Source organism: Mucilaginibacter sp. OK283, from assembly GCF_900110415.1.
Classification (GTDB): domain Bacteria; phylum Bacteroidota; class Bacteroidia; order Sphingobacteriales; family Sphingobacteriaceae; genus Mucilaginibacter.
In genome coordinates this window covers 1-18,657 of sequence record NZ_FODR01000016.1, presented here as the reverse complement: position 1 = coordinate 18,657, position 18,657 = coordinate 1, and the positions used below count along the sequence as shown (strand labels likewise).

18 protein-coding genes are annotated in these 18,657 nt (G+C 43.7%); 7 read left to right on the top strand and 11 right to left on the bottom strand.

Translation table 11 applies throughout. The features are described from left to right. Complete coding sequence (locus BMX56_RS26730; RefSeq protein ID WP_090652782.1) at positions 1 to 378, bottom strand: hypothetical protein; 378 nt, start codon at positions 376 to 378, stop codon at positions 1 to 3. A 69-nt stretch (positions 379 to 447) separates the two neighbouring features. Beyond that, positions 448 to 1,089, bottom strand: a complete 642-nt coding sequence (locus BMX56_RS26725) for a tetratricopeptide repeat protein (protein WP_177183933.1) — start codon at positions 1,087 to 1,089, stop codon at positions 448 to 450. Positions 1,090 to 1,455: 366 nt separating this feature from the next. Between BMX56_RS26725 and lon the strand changes: the two genes are divergently transcribed. Both lon and BMX56_RS26715 read left to right on the top strand, forming a co-directional pair. Then, entirely contained in the window at positions 1,456 to 3,930 is a 2,475-nt protein-coding gene (lon, locus tag BMX56_RS26720) for an endopeptidase La (protein ID WP_090652780.1), read from the top strand. Between the two features lie 224 nt (positions 3,931 to 4,154). Beyond that, positions 4,155 to 4,760 carry a hypothetical protein gene (locus BMX56_RS26715; RefSeq protein ID WP_090652779.1) on the top strand — a complete coding sequence of 202 codons (606 nt, stop codon included), beginning with the start codon at positions 4,155 to 4,157 and terminating at the stop codon, positions 4,758 to 4,760. Between the two features lie 334 nt (positions 4,761 to 5,094). On the opposite strand, the gene hisS is transcribed toward BMX56_RS26715, so the two are convergent. Then, a complete protein-coding gene (gene hisS, locus BMX56_RS26710) occupies positions 5,095 to 6,468 on the bottom strand; it encodes a histidine--tRNA ligase (RefSeq protein ID WP_090652778.1) in 1,374 nt (457 codons plus the stop codon). Positions 6,469 to 6,900: 432 nt separating this feature from the next. Here hisS and BMX56_RS26705 point away from each other — a divergent pair, with 432 nt between their 5' ends. Continuing rightward, positions 6,901 to 7,428, top strand: a complete 528-nt coding sequence (locus BMX56_RS26705; protein ID WP_177183932.1) for a GNAT family N-acetyltransferase — start codon at positions 6,901 to 6,903, stop codon at positions 7,426 to 7,428. Positions 7,429 to 7,633: 205 nt separating this feature from the next. Here the strand turns inward: BMX56_RS26705 and BMX56_RS26700 are convergent, their stop codons facing one another. The 4 genes from BMX56_RS26700 to fumC form a co-directional block, all read right to left on the bottom strand. Next, a complete protein-coding gene (locus tag BMX56_RS26700; RefSeq protein ID WP_090652776.1) occupies positions 7,634 to 8,071 on the bottom strand; it encodes a low molecular weight protein-tyrosine-phosphatase in 438 nt (145 codons plus the stop codon). Between the two features lie 102 nt (positions 8,072 to 8,173). Then, positions 8,174 to 8,965 (bottom strand): S1/P1 nuclease, encoded by a 792-nt coding sequence (locus tag BMX56_RS26695; RefSeq protein WP_090652775.1) that lies wholly within the window; start codon positions 8,963 to 8,965, stop codon positions 8,174 to 8,176. Beyond that, entirely contained in the window at positions 8,965 to 9,405 is a 441-nt protein-coding gene (locus tag BMX56_RS26690) for a fumarate hydratase (RefSeq protein ID WP_177183931.1), read from the bottom strand. The genes BMX56_RS26695 and BMX56_RS26690 overlap by 1 nt, the downstream gene beginning before the upstream one ends. Before the next feature lie 259 nt (positions 9,406 to 9,664). After that, positions 9,665 to 11,059 carry a class II fumarate hydratase gene (gene fumC, locus BMX56_RS26685; protein ID WP_090652773.1) on the bottom strand — a complete coding sequence of 465 codons (1,395 nt, stop codon included), beginning with the start codon at positions 11,057 to 11,059 and terminating at the stop codon, positions 9,665 to 9,667. Between the two features lie 208 nt (positions 11,060 to 11,267). Here fumC and BMX56_RS26680 point away from each other — a divergent pair, with 208 nt between their 5' ends. Continuing rightward, entirely contained in the window at positions 11,268 to 12,035 is a 768-nt protein-coding gene (locus BMX56_RS26680) for a hypothetical protein (RefSeq protein ID WP_090652772.1), read from the top strand. A 63-nt stretch (positions 12,036 to 12,098) separates the two neighbouring features. Next, a complete protein-coding gene (locus BMX56_RS26675) occupies positions 12,099 to 12,554 on the top strand; it encodes a helix-turn-helix domain-containing protein (protein WP_090652771.1) in 456 nt (151 codons plus the stop codon). 32 nt (positions 12,555 to 12,586) lie between these two features. Here the strand turns inward: BMX56_RS26675 and BMX56_RS26670 are convergent, their stop codons facing one another. Beyond that, positions 12,587 to 12,967, bottom strand: a complete 381-nt coding sequence (locus BMX56_RS26670; RefSeq protein WP_090652770.1) for a YciI family protein — start codon at positions 12,965 to 12,967, stop codon at positions 12,587 to 12,589. A gap of 489 nt (positions 12,968 to 13,456) precedes the next feature. On the opposite strand from BMX56_RS26670, the gene BMX56_RS26665 reads away from it, so the two are divergent. Next, complete coding sequence (locus BMX56_RS26665; RefSeq protein WP_143065538.1) at positions 13,457 to 14,674, top strand: CehA/McbA family metallohydrolase; 1,218 nt, start codon at positions 13,457 to 13,459, stop codon at positions 14,672 to 14,674. 44 nt (positions 14,675 to 14,718) lie between these two features. On the opposite strand, the gene BMX56_RS26660 is transcribed toward BMX56_RS26665, so the two are convergent. Genes BMX56_RS26660 through BMX56_RS26650 form a run of 3 tightly spaced genes read right to left on the bottom strand, consistent with a single transcriptional unit; the run spans position 14,719 to position 17,230 of the window. After that, entirely contained in the window at positions 14,719 to 15,129 is a 411-nt protein-coding gene (locus BMX56_RS26660) for a hypothetical protein (RefSeq protein ID WP_090652769.1), read from the bottom strand. Positions 15,130 to 15,165: 36 nt separating this feature from the next. Further along, entirely contained in the window at positions 15,166 to 16,188 is a 1,023-nt protein-coding gene (locus BMX56_RS26655) for a tetratricopeptide repeat protein (protein ID WP_090652768.1), read from the bottom strand. 40 nt (positions 16,189 to 16,228) lie between these two features. Beyond that, complete coding sequence (locus tag BMX56_RS26650) at positions 16,229 to 17,230, bottom strand: tetratricopeptide repeat protein (protein ID WP_090652767.1); 1,002 nt, start codon at positions 17,228 to 17,230, stop codon at positions 16,229 to 16,231. Between the two features lie 111 nt (positions 17,231 to 17,341). On the opposite strand from BMX56_RS26650, the gene BMX56_RS26645 reads away from it, so the two are divergent. Then, complete coding sequence (locus BMX56_RS26645; RefSeq protein ID WP_090652766.1) at positions 17,342 to 18,559, top strand: serine hydrolase domain-containing protein; 1,218 nt, start codon at positions 17,342 to 17,344, stop codon at positions 18,557 to 18,559. Positions 18,560 to 18,657: the final 98 nt, after the last annotated feature.

Here is an 18,657-nt window from a genome sequence, read left to right as displayed (position 1 = left end):
CTATAAAGAAAGGGCAAAGTCAGTAGTAGACCTAAGAATGCCGGGCATATTTATCAACTCTTTATAGGTTTCATTATCTTCTAAAAGTTGTTCTTCTCCGGGTGCGTGTAGTCGCTTTTTCTTTTTATTAGTTGTCCAACCAAGCCTTTCCAACTCTTCAAATATAGTTCCTTTGTGTAGTGTATATTTTATAAAATCTTGTAAAACGTACTGAAAAGATTCCTCTGCTTCATTTTTAGTTTTACCGTATCCCGTCAAATCCAACTCTGGAGAATATTGATAAAAAACATTATCCTCTTCCCACAATATCAAAGTGAGCCCTACTTTAACATTATGATCCCCGTCGTTATAATTCGCTGTAAGAAATTTTTTCGCCATAAATTCAAATCAAATTTAATATAAATCGATAACATACCTATAATTGTGGCGTAAAAAAGACAATATGGTTTAATGTTTTGTAGCTGCCGTTGAACTTGCCTGGTTCAGCTTTTCTTTTGATTGATCGATAAGCGCTGCGATATCGTTACGGCCAGGGTTGGCATTCAATATCTTTTCAAGATCGGCAATAGAAGCTTTTAATGAATTTACACCACGGCTCCTGTCATAAAAACGGGAATTTGTTTGGAGTTTGAATACGCCGTAATCACGGTAGGCTATCCCCCTGTTTTGGTAGTATTTACTATCGCCTGGGTCGTCGTTGATAGATATGGCTTTGGTAAGGTCGACAATGGCGCCTAATAAATATAGTTCTTTATCGGCATCTTTAGTTTGGTTATCTCTACCTAAGTAGCTTTTTGCGCGCGCCCTGTAATAGTAAGCAGTAGCATCAGCCGGTTTTATAGCAATTACGCGGGTATAAGCAGCTATTGATTTTTTGTAGTTATCGCTGTGATAGTAAGAATAGCCCAACATCCACAAAGCATTGGCATTGGTAGAATCGGTGATACAGGCTTTTTCGAGGTGGGCTACTGCCGATCTGAAATCACCATCCATAACAGCTTGCTGCCCCATTTTTACATAAGCGCTTTGCGCCAATGTAGTTTCAATGGTTGACAGTAGCAGGAATGGTAAAATAACTGAAAGCCTCATCAACGGATTAATGGTGAACAAATTGTATATCATTAACTATCATTCCTTCGAATTATTATGCCAAAATTAAATTTATTAAAAATAATTCCATCAGGGTACCTTAATCTGGAAAGCGATACTATGACTTTTTTTCATCTTTAACAACAAAATCCAGTTAATTTGAAAAATAGGTGTTAAATTTACAATTACCATAAAATCAAACCATTACAGCACCAAATCAAACGCTATTCATTATTAACCCAACTTGGCACAGCTCTTGAACCATAATACCACACAGGTTTTAATCATCGTTTACCTGTATATTACAAGCCCAATAAGTTTATGGGCTGACAACATGACGTTATTTTCTACACAAAAAATATATTAATGAGTTTCGATCCATTCGATTTTAAAAATGCTTTACCGGTTATAAATGAAGACTCGGAGTTTTTTCCTTTAATGTCTACCGAAGACGAAGAGGAAATGAACAACGAGCAATTGCCTGATTTACTGGCCATTCTGCCGCTGCGTAATACTGTGCTGTTTCCCGGGGTTGTTATCCCGATAACCGTTGGCCGCGACAAATCAATCAAACTTATTCGTGATGCCAATAAAGGCAACCGGATGATTGGGGTAGTTGCGCAACAGGATGTGGGTATTGAAGACCCCAATTTTAACCAATTGAATAAAGTTGGTACCATTGCGCTCATCATCAAAATGCTGCAAATGCCCGACGGTAACACCACAGTTATTTTGCAGGGTAAAAAACGTTTTGTTTTAAAAGATGAGGTTCAGTCAGAACCCTATATTAAAGCAACCGTTGAGCCTTTTCACGAAACCAAAATAAAAGAGGATAAAGAATTTAAGGCCATGGTATCGTCTATAAAAGACATGGCCATGAATATTATCCAGCTATCGCCAAATATCCCCAGCGAAGCCGGCATAGCTATCCGCAATATTGAGAGCACTTCATTTTTGATCAACTTTATATCATCAAACATGAATGCCGATATGGCGGCCAAGCAACGCCTGTTGGAAGTTGCCAGTTTGCGCGAAAGGATTAACCTGGTATTAGAGCATCTTACTCTTGATTTGCAGATGCTGGAGTTAAAAAACCAGATCCAAAGCAAGGTGCGCGTTGATTTGGATAAACAGCAACGTGATTATTTTTTAAATCAACAGCTTAAAACCATACAGGAAGAGTTGGGCGGTAATTCTCCTGATTTAGAGATAGAGAGCTTACGACAGCGTGCTGTTAAAAAGAAATGGGCTAAAGAGGTTAAAGATCATTTTACCAAAGAGCTGGAGAAGCTTGCCCGCACCAACCCTGCAGCGGCAGATTACTCGGTACAGATAAATTACCTGGAGTTATTGCTTGATTTGCCATGGAACGAGTTTACTAAAGATAACTTCGACCTGAAACGCGCCCAAAAGGTTTTGGATAAAGACCATTTTGGACTGGATAAGGTTAAACAACGCATTATTGAATACCTGGCCGTGCTTAAGTTAAAGCGCGACATGAAAGCCCCCATCCTTTGCCTGGTTGGCCCTCCCGGAGTTGGTAAAACCTCGCTGGGTAAATCTATCGCCAAGGCTTTGGGCCGCAAATATGTGCGCATGGCTTTGGGCGGTATCCGCGACGAAGCCGAGATTCGTGGCCACCGTAAAACTTATATTGGCGCAATGCCGGGCCGCATCATCCAATCGGTGAAAAAAGCAGGCGCGGCAAATCCTGTTTTTATTTTAGACGAGATTGATAAAGTAGGAAACGATTTCCGCGGAGACCCATCTTCGGCTTTACTGGAAGTGCTTGACCCCGAACAAAACAGCACTTTTTATGATCACTACGTTGAGATGGACTTCGACCTATCCAACGTAATGTTTATTGCAACTGCCAACTCCCTGAGTAGTATCCAGCCTGCATTATTAGATAGGATGGAGATTATTGAGGTGAACGGCTACACCATCGAAGAAAAAATAGAAATTGCCAAACAACACCTTGTACCCAAACAACGCGACGCACATGGCCTGAAATTAAAGGACATTGCCCTTAAAAGCGAAATCCTGGAAAAAATCATTGTTGATTATACCCGTGAATCTGGCGTACGTGCATTGGAGAAAAAGATAGGTTCGGTAGTGCGTGGCATTGCCAAAAACATCGCTTTGGAAGAGCCTTACAATCCGGCGGTAAATAAAAAAGATATCGAAAAAATATTGGGTGCGCCTATATTCGACAAAGATCTTTACGAAGGCAATGATGTAGCCGGCGTTGTAACAGGCCTGGCCTGGACATCGGTTGGCGGCGATATCCTGTTCATCGAAGCAAGCTTAAGCCCCGGCAAAGGCCGTTTAACGCTTACCGGCAGCCTGGGCGATGTGATGAAAGAATCGGTAACCATTGCACTGGCTTATTTAAGGGCCCATGCCGGTTATTTTGACATCAACCCTAAACTTTTTGACCTTTGGGACGTGCATGTGCACGTACCGGCAGGCGCTACGCCAAAGGATGGCCCATCTGCAGGCATCACCATGCTCACAGCCCTGGTTTCGGCATTTACGCAACGCAAAGTAAAACCCAACCTGGCCATGACAGGCGAGATAACCCTGCGCGGCCGCGTTTTGGCTGTTGGCGGTATCAGGGAAAAAATACTCGCGGCGAAGCGCGCCAATATCAAAGAGATCATCCTATGTAAATCAAACCAGAAAGATATCCTGGAAATTAAAGAGGATTATATAAAAGATTTGAATTTCCATTACGTAACCGATATGCGCGATGTGATTAAGCTTGCATTGCTGGATGAAAAGGTGAGCGAACCGCTTGGCCTTACGGTTAAGGAAGAAACAAAACCTGTTTTAAACTAAACAAAAAAGGTGTCTTATAAGGCACCTTTTTTGTTTATAAGGAATGTCTTATTTTTTCAACTATTGAAAACGCATGCACAGACATTGATTTTAATGACTGTCTATTCAACTGGTAATCAAACCAACACCGTCGTTTAAACCCGCGAACCACCATTTTTGAAACCTTTTATTTCCCTTTAGCGTAATAGAACTTGAATTGTATATTAATTCTACTCACCTAAAGAATGAAAAAAAATTTTACTCTTAACGGCATTATCCTGGCTCTGTTCCTATTGTCCGGCCTTAGCTCATCGGCACAAATTGTTGAGCCTAACACGACGGATACCGTTAAAAAATCGCATCCGACCGGCACTAAAACGGTGGTTATAGATACTACCAAGGTTGATTCAACCAGCTCTGAACCGGAAGGTGAACGCGCCCAAACGGCTTTTTTTGAAGTTGGCGGGCCAGGCCTCGCTTTAACACTAAATTATGATATGCGCTTTGGCCACAAGCGTACCGGACTGGGCTTTAGGGCCGGCGCTGGTTATTTTGCAACCGACGGCAATGATGTATTTTCTGTTCCCTTACAAATAAATTACCTGTTAGGAAAAGGCAACAGCCTGATTGAACTTGGCGCAGGCACTACCTTTTTAAATTCGCATGGAAACAGTAATGGCAAAACATTTATTTTCGACAGGATTACAGGCTTTATTGGCACAGCAACAATAGGCTATCGTTATCAGCCACAGGAACGCGGCATCAATTTAAGAATAGGCTTTGTGCCCATAATTTGTGACGAGGGCATTATTGCAGCCGGCGGCGTCAGCGTAGGTTATACATTTAAATAAACTCCATGACGCATTAAAAGCGCTTTGTGATTCTGGACATAGTGAAGAACTATTCTGCACCTGGGATAGCACGTTTGCAAAATTCACGAATAGGAGATGCTTCGTTTCTACCCATGACATAACCAATTTTCCTGTCATCCTGAGGTACGAAGGATCTATCAGCTGTGCATGACCGATAGAAAAGTTCGCGAATAGATCCTTCGTACCTCAGGATGACAGCCTTTTATTTTTGTATGTCATTCCTCTTTCAGAATTCGCGAAATCTACGACGCAGCATGACAAGTTGAAAAATGGAAGCCCCCTAAATCTATTAGAAGTCCAGATCAAGGCACCTTTACCTCGCCATCCTACCCACAATCTCTTCCGCGGTTAATTTCTCCTGTACGCCGCTGGCCATATCTTTAAAAGTTAGTAAGCCACTTTGCATTTCATCGCCACCGATAACTACAGTGTAGGGGATGTTTTTATTATTGGCGTAATCCAGCTGTTTTTTGATTTTGGCACCGGCGGGGTACAACTCCGTATTGACATTATTACGGCGTAATTGCTGCAACAATGGTAACGCGTAAGTTTCGCCCTCCTTGTCAAAGTTACAGATGAGCACCTGGGTACTTTGGTTGGTCGTGGTTGGGAAAAGGTTTAGTTCTTCCAGCACGTCATAAATTCTGTCGGCACCGAAGGAAATACCAACACCTGTTAGTCCTTTCAGGCCAAACATGCCGGTAAGATCATCATAACGGCCGCCGCCACCGATGCTGCCCATTGCTGCTTCATTTGTTTTCACCTCAAATATGGCGCCTGTGTAATAATTTAAGCCCCGGGCAAGGGTTATATCCAGTTCGAGTGTTGCGGTTTGCAGCGGGCAGCTTTCAATGTATTTAAAAACGGTTTCTATCTCATCGCAGCCTTTAAGGCCTATCTGTGATTGGGCCAGTGCTTCGCGCAGGCTTTGTAGTTTTTGGGTATTGGTGCCTTGCAGCAAAATAACCGGTTTTATTTTTTCGATGTCGGCTTCGGTAAAGCCGCGTTCAATCAGTTCTTTGGTTACGCCATCCAGCCCTATTTTGTCCAGCTTATCGATGGCGACGGTAAGGTCGATAATGTTATCAGCCTTATCTATGATCTGGGCTATGCCTGTGAGTATTTTGCGGTTATTGATTTTGATGGTAAAATCTTTCAGTCCTAATTTGCCTAAGGCTTCGTCGTAGATCAGTATAAACTCTGCCTCGTTCAGCAAAGAATCGGAACCCACCACATCGGCATCGCACTGGTAAAATTCGCGGTAGCGGCCACGTTGCGGCCTGTCGGCACGCCAAACGGGCTGTACCTGGAAGCGTTTAAACGGGAAAGTGATCTCGTTCTGGTGCATTACTACGTAGCGGGCAAAAGGAACGGTAAGGTCGTAGCGCAGGGCTTTTTCTGAGATATCCGAAGCAACCGCATTTGAGTTAAGCGCCGCCAGTTTTTCGGGATTTACCTTGGCCAGGTAATCGCCGCTATTTAGTACCTTAAAAATCAGTTTATCTCCTTCTTCACCATATTTACCCAACAGTGTCGATGAGTTTTCCATCGTCGGGGTTTCTATCTGCTGATAGCCGTATTTACGAAAAACGCTTTTAATAGTATCGAAAATATAGTTACGCTTCACCATTTCAACAGGTGAAAAATCGCGGGTGCCTTTGGGTACAGATGGTTTGATGGATGCCATGCGGCAAATGTACAAAAAAGCAAATTATACGTTTTGCAAAATTGGGTGCTGCCAGGTGGCTATAAGCTGGCCACAAAAACGCAAAAAATATCCCTTTGAATGCCATTGAAATCTAAACTGCTGGCAATACCTTTTGAATGAGTTTAACCAGGGAAAACAACAGATTTTGTGTTAACCATGCAAAAAATATAAATAATTGATTGTCAATAATTTATGACATAATATTTCCAAAATGTGTTAAGTTATGTTAACCCAATTTGAATATATTGATACTAAGCTGGGCACCGCGATTGAAGATGCCAGATCGTCAACCCTTAAACCTATGCAATACCTAATCGAATATTCAGACAAACGATCCCGAACCCTTTATATGACACTCTTTTTACCATGCACAATGCCAATCAACGCCCATTTAGCATATTTTTGAAACCCATGAACATTATCACACAAACACCCCGCCTGCTCATCCGTGAATTTACTGCTGCCGACGAAGCCCTGTCCCTGATTATGGACGAGGACGAACGCCTTACCCAATATGTAAAGAAGCGCACCCCGGCCGAAAGCAAGCAGGTGTTTAAGGATACCCTGAAGGATTACAAAAACAAAACCGGCCTGGGCCGCTGGGGAATTTTCAACGTGGCCGATAATGATTTTATTGGCGTATGCATGCTAAAACCAAGCGAATCGGACAGCGATAAAATTGAACTGGGCTACCGCCTGCATTTCAAATACTGGGGGCAAGGCATTGCCACCGAACTTTCAAAAGCTTTAATTGATTACGGTTTCAATACAGTCGGGTTAACGGAAATTTATGCTGTTACCCATCCGCATAACGCTGCTTCGCAAAAGGTTTTGTTAAAAGCCGGTTTTGGGCGTTTTGGCGAGGCTTTTTGGTATGGAGAAGATTTGCCGTTTTTTAGAGTGAGGAAAGAGAATCAAGAGATTAGAGTCAGGAATTAAAGACAAAACGTTTTTGTTGGAGCTTTAGCGGGTAATATAGTTAAACCGATGTCCTACGCTACCGTCATTGCGAGGCACGAAGCAATCCCCGATATGCTAAGTCCCAAACAGTTCGGGATTGCTTCGTGCCTCGCAATGACGGATATGTGTTTTCATATTCAGCAACTTACACAACTCGCTATAAGGCGCTCGCAATAACATGAATTCAGGCCGTCAACTCCCTTATAATGTCCTTACACCCAACTTCTATTAGCTCAAACACCGGCTCAAACTGGGCATCGTCGTGGTAGGGGTCGGGTACAATTTTATCGCCTAACAGGAGCTTCACTTTTTGCGCATGTTCATCGTTACGGGCCATGTTCAGGATATCGCTGAGGTTGTACTTATCCATAACAAAAATATGGTCAAATTCGTCGAAATCACTTTTCCTGAACAGACGGCAAATTTGCCCGCTGATATCAATGCCGTGGTTTCGAGCCGCGCGTACCGAGCGCCTGTCGGGCCCCTCGCCCACGTGCCAGTTGCCGGTGCCTGCCGAATCTACCCGCCAGCCCAGCCCCTGCTCATCGCTCAGGTGCTGCATTATCCCCTCGGCCAGCGGCGAACGGCAGATGTTGCCGAGGCATACCATTAGTATTTTCATTTCTTTTTGAGGTAAAAGGGTAAAGGCGAAAGGTAAAAGGCGAAAGAGTTTTTGGATCGGCAATTCTAACCTTTTGCCTTTAACCTTTTACCTTTCGCCTCCTTAAAAAATCCGATTCAACACACCGGCCAGGCGGATGCCGGCTTTAAGCAGTTGTTGGTTCAGGGTGGCTATGTGGTTAAAATTGTATTTGTAGGTAAGGTTATCGCCTGGTTTAATGTCGGCATAAAACTTTTCGGCCAGTTGGTTACTTTCAAACAGCCATTGGCTTATGGGGGCCTTTTGCAGGGCTGCGCGCTGAGTCGTGGTGCTATGGTTTATCCAGGCGGCATATTCGGTATAGCTCAATTGCTGGTTATCTATCAGCTGGCTATCCCAAACCGAGTGCAGGTTGCTGTCCTTGCCAAACCATTGTACTTTAAAATCGTTGCCGCCTTTATCGCTGGTGTGCCCTGTGTGGAAAGGCTGGTGCACATCTTCAACAATATGGATCAACATGCGCAGGTAAAGCAGTTTATTCGCTTTGGTGGTGCTTTTATTTTTAAGGCCGGCTATCAAAAAATTCATTTTGGTATAGGCATCCGTAGCTGTGTCGGCTTTTAAATAGGTTTGCAATTCGGGGTAGGTATAAGCCTTATCCAGGTCGATAAAATGCCAGTTGTACAGGTAGCCGTAAGCAGGATCGGATTTAATAAAATCGGCCCAGTTGCTGGTAATCGCTATCGATTCGTCGCCTAAAATGGCCTGTATGGCTTTGCGTGCCTTGGGCGTTAAATAATTATCGGCTATTTGCCCGCAAATGCGGTGGCCATTGGTACCCCAGGCCATGCTTTGCACCGGGATGTAGCAAATGGCTACAAAAAAAGCGATTTTTTTAAAGATTGATGTTTTCATTATAATGGTTTTGGGATGCAGCTTGTTCGTTTAACCAAACGTGCCTGTATAGGTATTACGTTTGATGTACTTGTAAATTGAATGAGCGAATCTTTGGTTTTTTTCACCTTAAAAAACTCCTCGTAATCGCCCCAGCGGAAACAGGTTTTCTCGTCTTTATAGCTCAGGTTGGCATTGCAAAACTCGCCTTTAAGATGCAGGGTATCCTGCTTTTGCGAATAGGTGCCGCGAATATACTCGTCCCAATGGCCTTTATTCATGCAGGTATCGGCACCGTAGTTTACCTTGCTTACGGTACTTATCTTCATCACAAACGAATCGCAGCTAAATTTAATATCGTAAAGCGAATAGGTAACCAACCGCTTCTCGGCCGGAACAGAATCCTGCTTCCACTCGCCCTGTAAATAAGTTAATCCTGGCTTTTGCATGTTAGGATTCATGCTGCAGGCAGAGAGGTAAAAGGCGAAAGGTAAAAGGGAAAAGGCCCTGTTTAGGCAAAAGGCTTTGCTGAGGTAAAAGGTGAAAGGCGAAAGGTGAAAGGCTTTTTTGCTGAAAGCCGAAGGCTGAAAGCGAAAAGCCTTTTTTTGTGTCGGGGCTGAAAGAAAATCGTTCAGGGGTTTTAGCATAAACTTGCTATTCAAAAGCAGTAAATCAAAAGCCCCTCTCCTTCAGGAGAGGGGTTTGGGGTGAGGCTCCTCTTTATAAGCTACCTATCATATTTTCGGGTATAACCCATTGGTCAAACTGTTCGTTGGTTAACAGGCCCAGGCCAATGGCGGCTTCGCGCAGGGATTTGTTTTCCTTTAGCGCGGTTTTGGCAATTTTGGCGGCATTTTCATAACCAATGTGCGGATTAAGCGCTGTTACCAGCATCAGCGAGTTTTCGAGGTGTTTTTTGATACCATCGTAATTAGGTTCGATACCTACAGCGCAATGATCATTGAACGATACGCAGGCATCGCCAATTAACCTTGCCGACTGCAGGAAGTTGGCAGCCATCACCGGTTTAAATACGTTCAGTTCGTAATGGCCATTTGAGCCACCAATAGAAATGGTTACATCGTTACCCATTACCTGTGCTGCCACCATGGTTACAGCTTCGTTTTGGGTTGGGTTAACCTTGCCCGGCATAATAGATGAGCCCGGCTCATTATCGGGGATATGGATCTCGCCAATACCCGAACGCGGACCAGAAGCCAGCATCCTGATATCATTGGCTATTTTCATTAACGATACGGCTATTTGTTTTAAAGCGCCATGGCTCTCTACAATAGCATCGTGTGCGGCCAGGGCCTCAAATTTGTTTTCGGCAGTGATAAATGGCAGGCCGGTAAATTGGGCAATATATTCGGCTACTTTAACATCATAACCTTTTGGGGTATTGATGCCGGTACCTACGGCAGTACCGCCAAGGGCAAGTTCAGATAGGTGATCAAGCGTATTACGCAGGGCTTTAAGGCCGTGGTTTAGTTGTGATACATAGCCAGAAAACTCCTGGCCCAGTGTAAGCGGCGTAGCATCCATTAAGTGGGTACGGCCAATTTTTACTACCGATTTAAAAGCCTCTACTTTTAATTGCAGGGTATCGCGCAGTTTTTCGACACCTGGAATGGTTATATCCATCAGTATTTTATACGCCGCAATGTGCATGGCGGTTGGGTAGGTATCGTTTGATGATTGCGATTTGTTTACATCATCATTGGGGTGGATGAAAGTTTTACCTTCGCCCAGTTTGTTGCCCTGCAATACATGGGCGCGGTTGGCCACAACCTCGTTCACGTTCATGTTTGATTGCGTGCCCGAGCCTGTCTGCCAGATAACCAGCGGAAACTCCGTTGCCAGCGAGCCGGTCAGTATCTCGTCGCAAACCTGGGCTATCAGGTCGCGTTTCTCGGCAGATAGTACACCTAAGTCGGTATTGGTGTAAGCGGCAGCTTTTTTCAGGTAGGCAAACGCGTCGATGATCTCTTTGGGCATAGAAGCCTCCGGACCAATTTTAAAATTGTTGCGTGAACGTTCTGTTTGTGCTCCCCAGTATTTATCGGCAGGTACCTGTACCTCGCCCATGGTATCGTGTTCGGTCCTAAAACTCATGATGTTAAATTTTGCAGGGGCAAAGTTATGTTTTTATATGATGCGGGGGATGGGGAAATGGTAATCTTTTTGTGATGGAGGGAAGGATGATTTTATTTTGTTTTGGCCTGTAAATTATTTTTTTAGGTTTATCAACAAAACAAGAAGGCAGGTATTGCAAAATAAATTGCTATATATTTGTTACAATAAGCAAGAATCACAAGAATGCATGACAAATTTTAAAACGCGGTATAAAAATATTATTCTTAATGGTTCAAAGGTAGAAATACTACAAAAAGACAACTTAAATAAGTTTAATGAAAGTATACTTGGATTGGGAAAAATTGATACAACCTCCAAGCAAATAAGTGCATTGAGTGTGATTTTTGATTTAGAAGGATTTACAAGTTTCTGTAATCAAATTGATCCCCAATTAGCAGTGCCAGAATACATGATCAAGTTTTTGACTTGGATTTTTAGCGAGATAAGATTAGAGGTTATTGACACTGAATACGACGACAATGTAGAGACCTTTTACGATTTGCCGTTCTTTTCTAAGTTTTTGGGTGATGGTATTTTGTTTCTTTGGAATACAAAAAATATGAGTGATATTTCCATTACGAATGTGGTGGTTTCTATGTATGAGATTACACAAAAATACCAAACTGAATTTTTACCGATTATCTCGAAAAGCATTGCTGGGCCACCCCCTAAACTGAGATGTGGGGTAGCTCGAGGCGCCGTTTATAGCATTGGAAGTGATTTTGTTGGTCCATGTATTAATATGTCTGCTCGCCTTCAAAAACTTAACAATTTATCTTTATGCTTTTCTCGAAAGGGGATTAATCCGGAGAATGTAAATGAAATGTATAAAGGCTTTTTTTTAATTAAAAAAGTCAATATCAGAGGAATAGGTTCAAACGAATTAGTTTGCGTAGTCAAATCAGAATTCGACAAACTCGATAAACTTGAAAGAGAGAAATTCGTTAAAATGTAGCTCGAATCTTTCAGATAAGATTTGTAACGATACGATCAGTATACCATTAATATTTTATCAACGATGGAATCAACGGTAATGAAATACACTATTATCAAAAACAAACCCCAATACGCTCAATATTGCGATCGGCTGGAAACCCTGTTGATGGAAGCTAATACTGATGCATTACAAGATGAGATAGACCTGTTAACGCTGCTGATTGAAAAGTACGACGAAGAGCGTAACACATTTAAAGAAACTGACCCTATCAGTTTACTACGGTCTTTTATGCACGATCATCATTTAAAACCACAGGATATGACCCTGATACTGGGAATTGGTAAAGGCTATGTATCTGATATTTTAAATTATAAAAAAGGATTATCCAAAGGTGTGATCAGAAAACTGGCCGATCATTTTAAAGTGCGGCAGGAGGCCTTTAACCGGCCATATAAATTGATATCGCCTATTAACGCGTACTTGCGTAATGCAAGTGTGATGAATACAACGAAGGAACTGAAATACGCTAAACAGTAAGGTTAAACCATTAGCGCATTTTCACAACCCGCCTATTTTGGATATACAAAATTAGTTTGCTCTTCTTTCAATTTTATAGGCCTTACCTCAATTGTAGCCGAAGGCACGTACTCAAACTCGGGGTTGCCCTTCGATATTTCCACCGCCTCGGCCAAATCTTTTGCTGTAATATGGTAATAGCCAACCTGCACTTCGTTAGCAGGATCAATGGCTGTTTGTGTCCACGCGTTTTCGTTTTTTGAAATAATATAACCTTCCCGCACAATGGGCTGGGCTGCTATTAATTTACCTGCTGCTTTTAGCAGCCCGATATAAGTTTCGCATTTTTTTATAAATGCAAGATGCTCATCTGCCGATAAGGTCGCTTTTGCATCCCCTGCATTGCGGATGTACAACATAAATTCCTGGCTCATGATTTTTAGGTTTATTAATAAGCTTATAAAAACGCCCATTTTATGGCCGGATTACAGATTCCGGCCCCTTTTCAGGCGTCATTACTTCTATTAGTTAAGGTACTAAAGATCCAGCAAAATGGCTGTCGCTGTTTAACCATTTTTTTTGCTCCCCCGCTCTCTCTACCGGTGCCACTTAAGTAGGCGTTTTCAACCCCGTAGGGGTATAACATTTGTAGAAAATAGAAAATAACGCTCCGTGCCGTAGGTACGACACTTATGTAGCGTACCTACGGCACGCAAAAATGTTGATTTACAAACGCTACAAATGTTTTGCTCCGATGGAGCAGCCTGTCAATTCCTTAACTTCATAACCCCGATCTCCCAGCCGGGAAGACACCTCAACAAATAGCATTGTCACAATCTTATTCATTTTACGGGCGCTAACATTGAGTTAATATCCATGGGGTAGTTTGCCGCCCAAACATGCTACACCCTTAATCATTTGATATGACTTTTAACAACTACAAAAAAACGACGCTGGTAAATATTTTGCTGCTTATCATCGGCACTTTCGCCTGCACTGCGGCATTAGCCCAGGCGCCCCATATCAATCCATGGGCAGCAACCGAAGTTGGCCAGCTACCGGCAATCGCCAGCCTGAGCAAGGGCGTTTGGCTTAAGGGCGAACTGCATGTGCACTCGCGTCACAGTACCGAATCGTCTAATAATCCCATTAGCAAAATCATCGCTTTTTCTAAATCGGCGGGAATTGATTTTGTGGCCATTACCGACCACGATAACCATGTAAACGGCGACGTAGCGCACCACACCTGGGCCGACCCTGAATTTAAATCAGACTCGGTGCTGCTGCTTTACAGCGCCGAGTGGACAACAACCCGCGGCCATGGCAATGCCTTCTCGGCTGTACCCTATGATCACCAAAAACTATATGACGTGCGCGATCAGCGCGATGTAGTGGTAGGCGCCATAAAAAGGCAGCTCGGCATCCACCTATCGGCCAACCACCCAAGCGGGAAAGATCATTTTGGATATTCGTACGATATGGTTAACTCTATTGAGGTATGGAACTCGGCCATTTGGTCAAAAAACGCCAACGCCATCATGATCTGGGACGATATGCTATCATCCGGCCGCAAGCTTACCGGCCGCGGCGGCAGCGACGCCCACCATGGCGTTCCCGATTCGCCGGATAAAGAAACCAAAAACAGCTACCAGGCCAAGGCCAACTATGTGGGCACCCCAACCACCTGGGTATTTGCCACGGCACGCACCACGCAGGCGGTTATTGACGCCCTTACCAACGGGCGGGTGTGCATCAGCCAGAACCCGTACGCGCCACGCGTTGAATTTTATGCAGACGTAAACCAGGATGGCAAAATGGATATGATGATGGGCGACAATGCCAAAGCCACGGGCAAGCCGGTGAAATTTCGTGTGCAGCTAAGCGGCAAAGTGCCTGCCGATGGAGAGTACACGATCAGCATTATAAAAAACGGTAATCCGTTTGGCAGCTTTAAAACCACGGGTAAAGCACCCATGATTGAGTTTACAGATTCGCCGGCAACTGTTGAGCGGAGTTATTACCGGGTAGAAGTACAAGGAACACCTACACCCTACCCGCAGGTTCCGGGATCAATGGCTTTAAGCGGTAATATGGTTGGCTTATCAAACCCGATATTCTTTAATTTTGATCCTAACTTTTGATGGGATCGTTACTTACCAAGCCCTCTTTAACATAAAGGGGGCTTTTAAAATTTTCGATAAGTATAAACAAGCGTGATCAGCACCGCAAAAAAAACACACCGCCACAAAAAGGGCTTGTAAGCCGGTTTTGCATAGTTGGCAGCACAAATGACAACTGCAACCAGCAATGCTCCATAACTCATAATACATTCAAACTGCCAGTTTGCCCAGTGTAAAAAACAAAATAATAACGCAACTATCGCAAGACTATATGCTACACCTATTAGAATCCGGTTTATTAATGAGACACCAGCGCTGGCGTACAGCCATAATGATAAAGGACAGTATAAGGTAGCTGTTACTCCGCCGAAAACAACCGCAATTAGTCCTGAATAAGGCACTTTAAAAAGAGCTGACAGCCCCGCCAGTAAAAATATGCTTAACGGTATAAGTTCAAGGTATTGTTTTTTTGTCATGGTTAAATATCGCACGTTCTTTCATTCCGTCATCAATTAAAACTCCCTTTTTGTAGCCGTTACCCAGGCATCCAATGCCGATAGTTTGGCATTGTTATCTTTAAACCATTGCAGGTTTTCTTCCTGGTTTGCACCCACGCTAATCAGGCGGGCTAAGGCGGGCATATTATCCGTTTCGGAAAGTTTTTTAAAATAATCGCCAAGGAAGTTTTTATAAAAAGGATCGCCTTTTTTGTCGTCAAATGTATCGGCAATACCGAAAAGGCCCTTCAATTGCAGCGTCAGGGAGTCGGTTTTAGACAGATCTTTTTTACCCGATGTGGCGTTAACCACCGTTATCGGCATCAGCAAGTTGGCACCGTTCAAATCGTCAGTTGATATATTAATGGTCACGTTTTTTTCGCCAGTTTGCTTTACGCCATAATTGATAATATACTGAACATACCGGTAAGCCTCGGCTGATCTTTTGGTTTGTGGTTCAAGGAGTAAAAAGCTGCACCATGCCAGCAAGGATACACCGCGTTTATTTTCATTGAATGTTGCCATAGCATAAGCACGCTGGCTGCTGGCATGCTTGGGATCGAGCTTTATAGCTTCAACAGCATAATTCTCCGATTCGGCGTATTTTTTTTGACGCAAGTAGGCTACAGACAGGTTGTAATAAAGCCGCTGGTATTTGGGGTTAGCCTCTATCCCCTTTTTATAATATTCAATAGCCTTATCGGGCTGCTTATCATCGTCATAAATACTGCCCAGCATATCATATGCCCCCGCTAATTTGGGATCCAACTTCAGCGTTTTTTCCAGATAAGCAATCGCATCGTTACCTTTACCCGTACTAAACAACGTATAGGCCAATTCATAATATGCACTTGAATAGTCAGGGTCAATTTTTAAAGCCTCGTTATACTTGGCAATAGCTTCATCATATTTTCCGGCATTGTGCAGGGCAATACCCTCTTTAACCAAAGCTTTGGCATCGTCCTTAGTCTGCCCGAAAGCGACTGGCGCGTAAGCTATAAACAAAATAAACAGCAGGAATTTGTGATAGGTTTTCATGCCTAAATTTAGGCAGCAGTTTTAATTAAAAGAAGGGTTTTTAAAATTTTCTTTCCGCCGCCGCTACCCATGCATCCAGCGCTTTACGCTTATCCTCATTTTGCTGCAGCCATTGTTTGTTAGCTTCTTTATCTGCACTTAAACCCATCAGCCTCGCAAAGGCTGACATATTATTGGTTTTGCTAAGGCTGTAAAAGAACTCGGCATAATAGTGCCTAAAAAAATCATTACCTGCCTGCTTTTCGGCCAATTGCCCAACTGCTTCAAAAATCGACTTTAGCTGATTTTCCAATACCTCGGCAGGGGTTAAACCTGGCTTTGCCTTTGCTATAGCGGCATTCAACGCCCTGTTCAAAACTATGGTTGATGCTTCGGCTTTGGCCTCCTCTGTTTTAAGTGCGCCGCCTTTTAAAATGCTCTGCATGTTGGCGTAGGCCTCATCGCTGCGCGGGCCCTCGGGTTCCAACAGCAAATAGCTGCAAAAGCCCATCAACGCCGCTGCCCTTTTATTTTGATGAAAAGTTACCAGGCCGTACAGGCGCTGGCTATTGGCATGTTTAGGGTCCAGTTTAATGGCTTCAATGGCGGCCTGCTCAGCTTCGGCAAATTGTTTGGCGCGGAAGTAGGCTATACCAAGGTTAAAATACAAAGGCTGATAGTCGGGCTTTATTTTCAGGCCCTCTTTATAAGCGTCGATAGCCTGTTGGGGTTGGTGGCTGCTGTCATAAATGCCACCTAACAACTCAAACGCCGGACCGGTAAAACTGGAGTTGGCTTTGGTTACTTTAATCAAATACGGAATTCCGTCGGTGCCCTTACCCGATGCATTCAGGCTGAATGCTATCTGATAATTGGCCTGGGCATTATCCGGTTCGGTTGTTAAGGCCAATTTGTATTTTTCGATAGCCCCGGCATAATCATGCTGATTATTAAGCTGGATGCCTTGTTTTATCAAGCCGGCAACATCGGTATCCTGGGCCCGAACAGCAACCGAAAATAGTAACACGGGCATCAGCAGGCAGACTTTTTTAACAATATTCATACTTAAACATACAAAGAGTATGAAGTAAACGAAAAAAAATAAAAACTTTAATGTTAACCTGCTGTATAATTTCTAATTTTCGCATTCGTTTTAAGTGTGAGATTCTGATCTATGAAGTTATTGTACAAGAGTACCCTTTCGTTCGCGTCCTTACTGCTGATTTTAACAGCCTGTTCGTCAAAAAATAAAGATAAAGCGCAAAGCGCCGCCGGTCCCGCCACCGCCAAACCACTGGACACCGTTACCTTGCTGGCTTACAACCCCAAAAACGCCGATAAAAAAATAGACGCGGTAATGCAGGAGCTGCATCGTACCCGTGCGTTTAACGGCAATGTACTGGTAGCCAAAAAAGGTAAAATTATTTATGAAAACGCCATTGGCTGGGCCGACTACCTGCACCGCGATAGCCTAAAAATAGGCTCGCAATTTGAGCTGGCCTCGGTTACCAAAACCATGACATCGACAGCCATATTGATGCTGATGGAACGCGGCAAGCTTAAACTGGATGATGATGTAAAAAAGTTCTTCCCGGATTTTCCGTACGATGGTGTTACCATTCGTTTGTTACTTACCCACCGCTCGGGGATGATGAATTATGTGTATTTTATTGACGACATATACCGCAGCCAGCACTTAAACCAACGGAAAGGCCTTAGCAATATGGATGCTATGAAGATGATTGCCGATTACAAACCGCATCCTTTTAACGTACCCAATAAACGTTTTTTGTACAACAACTCCAACTTTATGGTGCTGGGTTCAATCATCGAAAAAGTGAGCGGCCAATCATACGCGCAATTTATGAAGGATAATGTGTTTGTACCGGCCAGTATGCTGCACACGGCGGTTTACTCCAAAGCGGTTTATGATAAAATACCGGTACACGTGGTTGGTCACGACCGTGGCCAGTGGAAGTATTCGGTTGCGCAAAACTTTTTAGATGGGCCAGTAGGCGATAAAGGTATATATAGTACCGTTAAAGATCTTTTCCTGTTTGACAGGGCGCTACGTGCCGGCATATTGCTGAAACAAGCAACGCTCGATTCGGCCTACGTGCCGCGTAACCCTATGCTACATGGCCACTTTAGCTACGGCTACGGCTGGCGTACCTTTACGGCCCCCGGGCAGCAGGTTATTTACCATACCGGCTGGTGGCATGGTTTCAGGCACATTTACCTGCGCGATATGAAAAACGATATCACTATTGTTTTGTTATCAAACTTAGCCAATGGCAGCCTGCTAAAACTTGATGACCTGTTTAAAGCCGCCGGCATGCCCATTGTACGTAAAAGCGCATACAACGGCAATGGCGATACGAGCGATGATTAGTCAGTGGTGAGTGGTGAGTGGTGAGTGGTGAGTGGTGAGTGGTGAGTGGTGAGTGGTGAGTGGTGAGTGGTGAGTGGTGAGTGGTGAGTGGTGAGTGG